The sequence below is a fragment of the Microbacterium sp. SCN 71-21 genome (genome assembly GCF_001725695.1).
GTDB lineage: Bacteria > Actinomycetota > Actinomycetes > Actinomycetales > Microbacteriaceae > Microbacterium > Microbacterium ginsengisoli.
Window position 1 is genome coordinate 1 of record NZ_MEGA01000050.1, and the last position, 5728, is coordinate 5728.

The 5728-nt window shown below is 73.0% G+C and carries 7 protein-coding genes; 1 reads left to right on the forward strand and 6 read right to left on the reverse strand.

Annotated elements, in window-relative coordinates; all coding sequences use genetic code 11:
* The 5 genes from ABT08_RS08625 to ABT08_RS08645 all read right to left on the reverse strand — a co-directional run.
* On the reverse strand, positions 1-697 hold a 697-nt coding region (locus ABT08_RS08625), incomplete at its 3' end, for a lyase family protein (protein ID WP_288114693.1).
* A complete protein-coding gene (gene pcaG, locus ABT08_RS08630) occupies positions 687-1247 on the reverse strand; it encodes a protocatechuate 3,4-dioxygenase subunit alpha (protein WP_056518873.1) in 561 nt (186 codons plus the stop codon). The genes pcaG and ABT08_RS08625, both read right to left, overlap by 11 nt.
* Positions 1247-2059 (reverse strand): protocatechuate 3,4-dioxygenase subunit beta, encoded by an 813-nt coding sequence (gene pcaH, locus ABT08_RS08635; RefSeq protein ID WP_056206352.1) that lies wholly within the window; start codon positions 2057-2059, stop codon positions 1247-1249. Before pcaH ends, pcaG begins: the two co-directional genes overlap by 1 nt.
* Before the next feature lie 83 nt (positions 2060-2142).
* The gene (locus tag ABT08_RS08640) at positions 2143-2901 is read right to left on the reverse strand and encodes an IclR family transcriptional regulator (RefSeq protein ID WP_288114696.1); all 759 of its coding nucleotides are present in this window, start codon (positions 2899-2901) and stop codon (positions 2143-2145) included.
* 4 nt (positions 2902-2905) lie between these two features.
* A complete protein-coding gene (locus ABT08_RS08645; protein WP_056518877.1) occupies positions 2906-3925 on the reverse strand; it encodes an acyl-CoA thioesterase in 1020 nt (339 codons plus the stop codon).
* A 104-nt stretch (positions 3926-4029) separates the two neighbouring features.
* Here ABT08_RS08645 and purU point away from each other — a divergent pair, with 104 nt between their 5' ends.
* Positions 4030-4914, forward strand: a complete 885-nt coding sequence (gene purU, locus ABT08_RS08650) for a formyltetrahydrofolate deformylase (RefSeq protein WP_045246362.1) — start codon at positions 4030-4032, stop codon at positions 4912-4914.
* A 40-nt stretch (positions 4915-4954) separates the two neighbouring features.
* Here the strand turns inward: purU and ABT08_RS08655 are convergent.
* On the reverse strand, positions 4955-5728 hold a 774-nt coding region (locus ABT08_RS08655; protein ID WP_288114698.1), incomplete at its 5' end, for a serine hydrolase.

Genomic DNA, 5728 nt, shown 5'->3' on the forward strand with positions numbered 1-5728 from the left:
GCCAGGGGGCGGCGGGAGCGGCGAGAGCGAGCTGCGCGGCGAAGGCGGCGGGCAGCTCGCGGGCCGTCGCGGGATCACTGAGCACGACCGCGGACGCGAGGGTGCCGCCGGCGCCGCCGAGCTGCGCGGGCAGGGCGGCGAGCGCCGCGGCGAGATCGGCGCGCGCCGCGCGCACACCGCGCAGCCACGACGCGAACCGGGCGCCGAGCGTCGTCGGCACGGCGTGCTGGGTGAGCGTGCGGGCCGCGGCGGGCACGTCGCGGTGGGCGCGGGCGAGGGCCGCGAGGGAACGGGCGGTCGCCCGCAGGTCGAGGTCGATCTGCTCCCCCGCGCGGCGCGCGACGAGCGCGAGCGCGGTGTCGACGATGTCCTGGCTGGTCGCGCCGCGGTGCACCCACCCGCGGTCGGCGGGCGCGACGGCGGCCCGCAGGTCGCCGACGAGCGGGATCACCGGGTTTCCGCCCGACACCGCGCGACGCGCGAGGTCGGCGGCACCCACGGGCACGTCGGCGATCGCCGCGGCGACCGCGTCGACCACGTCGGCGGGGACGGATCCGACGGCCCCCCAGGCGCGGGTGAGAGCGACCTCGACGTCGACGAGGGCGGCGAGCACCGCGGCATCCGACACGATCGCGTCGGCGCCGACGGTCACCGGGGAGAGCAGGCCGACATCGAAGACGGGGGGATCAGAAGGCAAGGAACACGGTCTCCTCATCGCCCTGCAGATGGATGTCGTGATGCAGATCGCCGCCGGGCGTGCGCGTCGCGATGAGAGTAGCGCGCTCGGCCGGGCTCAGCGACGCCAGCAGCGGGTCGGCGGCGAGCGCGGCCTCGTCGTCGGGCAGGTAGAGGCGGGTGTGGAGCTTGTTCGGAAGGCCCCGCGCGTAGACGATCACCGCGAGGAAGGGGGCGCGTCCGGGCTCGGCGCCGGGGTTGCGGGTCCAGAACTCGAAGTGGCCCTCGTCGGTCGTGAACGCGCGGCCGAAGCCGGTGAACGTGTGGTCGTCGCGACGGAACGCCCCGCGCGCCCGCGGCACGGTGCCGTCGGTGTCGGCGCCGAAGATCTCGACCATCGAGTCGGGGATGGGGTTGCCGGCGCCGTCGTAGACGGTTCCGGAGACGACGATCGCGCCCGGCGAGTGCGGGAAGGCGACCTGGTGCATGCGCGGGTACTCGGTGCCGTAGGCGAAGAACGGGCCGACGGTCTGCCCGGCGGTGGCGTCGAGGGTGCGGGGCGGGGTGGGCATCAGTGCTCCTCCTGCTCGGTCCAGGTGGCGTCGGGGCCGTCCACGACGATGTCGAAGCGGTAGCCCATCGAGAACTCCGGCACGGTGAGGTCGTGGTCGTAGACGCTGATGAGCGCCTCACGGTCCTTCGCGCGACGGATCGTGTTGTAGATCGGGTCGAGCGCGAACAGCGGGTCGCCGGGGAAGTACATCTGCGTCACGATGCGCTGGGTGAACGCGTTGCCGAAGACCGAGAAGTGGATGTGGGCGGGCCGCCACGCGTTCACGTGGTTCTTCCACGGGTACGGCCCGGGCTTGATGGTCGTGAAGCGGTAGGCGCCGTCGTCGTCGGTGACGATGCGGCCGGCGCCGGTGAAGTTGGGGTCGAGCGGCGCGGGGTGCTGGTCGCGCTGGTGGATGTAGCGACCCGCGGCGTTGGCCTGCCAGATCTCGACGAGCTGGTTGCGCACGGGGCGCCCCCAGGAGTCCAGCACCCGGCCGTGCACGGTGATGCGCTCACCGAGGGGCTCGCCCGCGTGCTGCAGGGTGAGGTCGGACTCGATCGCCGCGACATCCCGCTGGCCGAAGGCCGGGGAGAACAGCTCGATGGTCTCGGGGTCGACGAGCTTCGGGTTCTTGGTCGGATGCCGCAGCACACTCGACCGGTAGGGCGGGAAGTCGTACAGGGTGGCGGGCACGTGCTCGCCGGCGGCCTCGCGCGCATCCCACTCGGCGTGGAGGGCTGTGATCTCGGCGGTGATGGCCGCCTGGGTGGCCTGGTCGGGGGCCGCGAGCAGCGATTCGGGCGCCGCCGCGGTGCGTTCGCTCGTCATGGTGTCTCCTTCGACGATCCGTGGGGATGCCAGCGTCGCACCGCGCGCTCGCGCGCCGAGGAGACGTTCTCAGTGAGTGAGAATCATGCGTCGGGGCGGAGCGCTCGCGACAGCTCTCGCGCCGCCTGCGTCACCATCGGCGCAAGGCGCTTCTCGAGGGCGTCGCCCGCGTGCGCGACCACCCCGATCGCGGCGGGGGGCAGCCCGGTGAGGGGTGCGAGCGGCGCCGCGACCGAGATGTTGCCGAGCGTCATCTCCCCGTGGGTCGACGCCCACCCGCGTGCGCGGGCCCGCGCGAGGTCGGCGCGCAGCGCCTCGGGGTCGGTGATCGACCGGGACGTCTCGGGCAGCAGGGGCACCGCCAGGTAGCGGTCGAGCCACGCCTCGTCGCGCCCCAGCAGGATGGCCTTGCCGACCCCGGTCGTATGCAGCGGATGCCGCCCGCCCTCCCGGCCGAGCGTGGGCACCGAGGCGCGTCCGGTGATGCGTCCGGCGAACACGATCTCGGCCCGCTCGGGCGGCACGTCGACGTCGAGCACCGCGAGGTGCACGTTCTCCCCCGTCGCCTCGTAGAGGCGCACCATGTGGGGCAGCGCGACCTCCCGCAGCCGCACGGCGACCGGCGACAGCTCGCCGAGCTCCCACAGCCGCGTGCCGATGGCGTAACGCGCCTCGCCGACGGCGACGAGCCATCCTTCGGCGACGAGGGAGGCGACCAGTCGGTGCGCGGTCGAGAGCGGGATGTCCGCGCGCACGGCGAGCACCGCGACCGGCAGCGACGGCTCGTCCTCGTCGAACGCCGCGAGCAGCCGGGTCACGCGACCGAACACCGTCTCTGTCATGGCCTCACGCCTCGAGGGTGAGCCCCGCCGGGATCGGCTCGATGCGCTCGCGCAGCTCGAGGATGCGTCGCGCGTGGGTGTGCAGGCGCACGTCCTCGGCGAGCTCGGGCAGCCACTGCGGCACCGGAAGCGCCTCGCCGTCCGGTGAGGGCACGACGAACACGCTCATGCAGAGCGTCGCGAGGCGTCGCTCGTGGGGCGTGCGCGGGTCGCCGGTGAGCACGCGGCTGACGACGTGCGCGCTGCGCGCGCTGGTGTAGACGATGCGGGCGTCGATCTCGACGAGGTCGCCGATCGAGATCGGCGTGAAGAAGTGGATGCCGCCCGAGTAGGCCCCGACCGCGGCGCTGGCCTCGGCGCCGTCGCGCACCCATGCCGCGGTGACCGCGTAGGCGGCCTCGTCCATCCACCGCATCACCGTGCCGCCGTGGGCTTTGCCTCCCCAGTTGACGACGCCGGGCGGCACGAGGAAACGCAGCGTCGTGCGGGGGGCGGCCGAGGCATCCGTGTATTCCTCGTCGAGCATGAGCGACTTGATCTCGGTGCGCGAGGCGATGCGGTCGAGCGCGAGGCGCTGCAGCTCGGCGTCGGCAGCCGACACGGGGCTCCACGCCGCCACGGGGGCCGGCCGGCCGTCGGCACCCTTCGCGACGAAGACCAGGATGCACGTGGTCGCCGGGGTGTACTCGCGGGTGCTCACGTCGGCCGAGGCGACCGTGGCGACGATGTGCATGCTCGTGGTGCCGGTGTGCACGATGCGGGCGCTCACCTCGATGAGACTGCCCGGCGGGATCGGACGCCGGTGGCGCATGTTGCCGACGTACGCGGTGACGCAGTAGCCGCCGGCCCAGCCGACCGCACACGCATAGGCGGCCTTGTCGATCCACTCCATGACGCTGCCGGCGGCGACCGAGCGTCCGCCGGCGGCGGTGTCGCCGGGGGTGGCGAGGAAGCGCAGCGTGATCCGGTCATCACGACCGGCGGCGGGATGGGCGAGCGCAGCGGGCTCCGCGTCGGGGGTCACGCACGACAGCGTAGTGAGTCGGATGCCGCGGCCCGCGGCATCCGCGCCCTCTCACCGCCCGCACAGCGCCGAGCCCGAGGCCTGGCGCTCCTAGACTGACGGGTGTGACCGGCCCTCTCACCGCCCCCATCCGCACGTCCCGCGACCACGCGTGCCTCATCGTGTACGGGCCGGACAAGGCCGGGGTCGTGGCGGCCATCACGGCGCTCATCACCCGCCACGAGGGCAACATCGTCTCCCTCGATCAGTACTCCGACAACCCGCAGGGCGGGGCGTTCTTCCAGCGGGTGGTGTTCCACCGGCCGAACCTGACGGCGGCGCTGCCGAGCATCGAGGAGGACCTCGCAGAGACCCTCGCCCCCTACGCGATGGAGTGGCGGCTGACCGACCAGTCGATCCCGAAGCGCATGGCGATCCTCGCGTCGACCTCCGACCACTGCCTGCTCGACCTGCTGTGGCGTCACCGCCGCGGCGAGCTGCCGGTGTCGATCCCGATGGTCGTCTCGAACCACACCAACACGGCCGACGACGTGCGCTCGTTCGGGGTGCCGTTCTTCCACGTGCCCTCGCAGGGCGCCGACAAGTCGGCGGCCGAGGCCGAGATCCTGAAGCTACTGAAGGGCAACGTCGACTTCGTCGTGCTCGCCCGCTACATGCAGATCCTGTCGGGCGACTTCCTCGCCGAGCTCGGGGTGCCGGTCATCAACATCCACCACTCGTTCCTCCCCGCCTTCATCGGCGCCGACCCGTACCGCAAGGCCAAGGAGCGCGGTGTGAAGCTCATCGGCGCGACCTCGCACTACGTGACCGAGGACCTCGACGAGGGGCCGATCATCGAGCAGGACGTCGTGCGCGTCACCCACGCCGACACCCGCACCGACCTGCAGCGCCACGGCGCCGACGTCGAGCGCGCCGTGCTCTCCCGCGCGGTGCTGTGGCACGCGCAGGACCGCGTGATCCGCCACGGCAACCAGACGATCGTCTTCTGAGGCGGGCGCGGCGTGGGCCGCGGCATCCGCCACGAAGTGGTCAGAACACGTACTCCATGAGCTCGAGCCCGAGCACCCGGAACGCGTCGTGCGCCCGCAGCCGGTGCGCGATCGACAGGTCGTCGAAGCAGACCGTCAGCGCGTAGGACACCCCCGCGCGGGGACCGGCGAGCACCCCCGCCTCGGCGCGCACGCCGTCGCCCCGGCCGGTCTTGTTCAGGAACAGCAGACCATGCTCGTCGCCCTCGTGAGCGAACGGGTCGAGCCCGGTGACGGATGCCACGAGGCTCAGGTCGTGTCCATGGCTCAGCCACTCCGACACCTGCGCACTGACGGCGGGTGTCACGACGCGGGAGTTCACGAGGTCGGCGAACAGCCGCGCGTACTCGCGGGTCGCGCCGAGCGCGACGTGCGGGGCGTCGTCGGGGCCGCGCCGGTCGCGGAAGGCGTCCATCATGGCCGAGCGCGACAGCCCGAGCTGCTCGAGCCGCACCCGCACGGCGGGGAGTCCGATGCGGGCGAGCAGCGCGTTCGCCGCGAGGGCGTCGCCGGTGGATGCCGCCAGCACCGCGAGGTCGACGACAGGCAGCGACGGCGCGGCGAGATGCTGCCAGGTTCCCGGCCCCGCGACCGCGGGGAGGCTCGTGCGGTCGACCACCTCGTAAGGGTCGAGGCGGTTCTGGTCGATCTGCGCCGCCACCTCCACCAGAAGAGGCACGACGCCGAGCCCCGCGATCGGCAGGCTCACGTAGTCGTCACCGACGAGCACCGCGCTGCCGCGGTCGAGGTCGTCGACGTGCACCGACACCTGGGC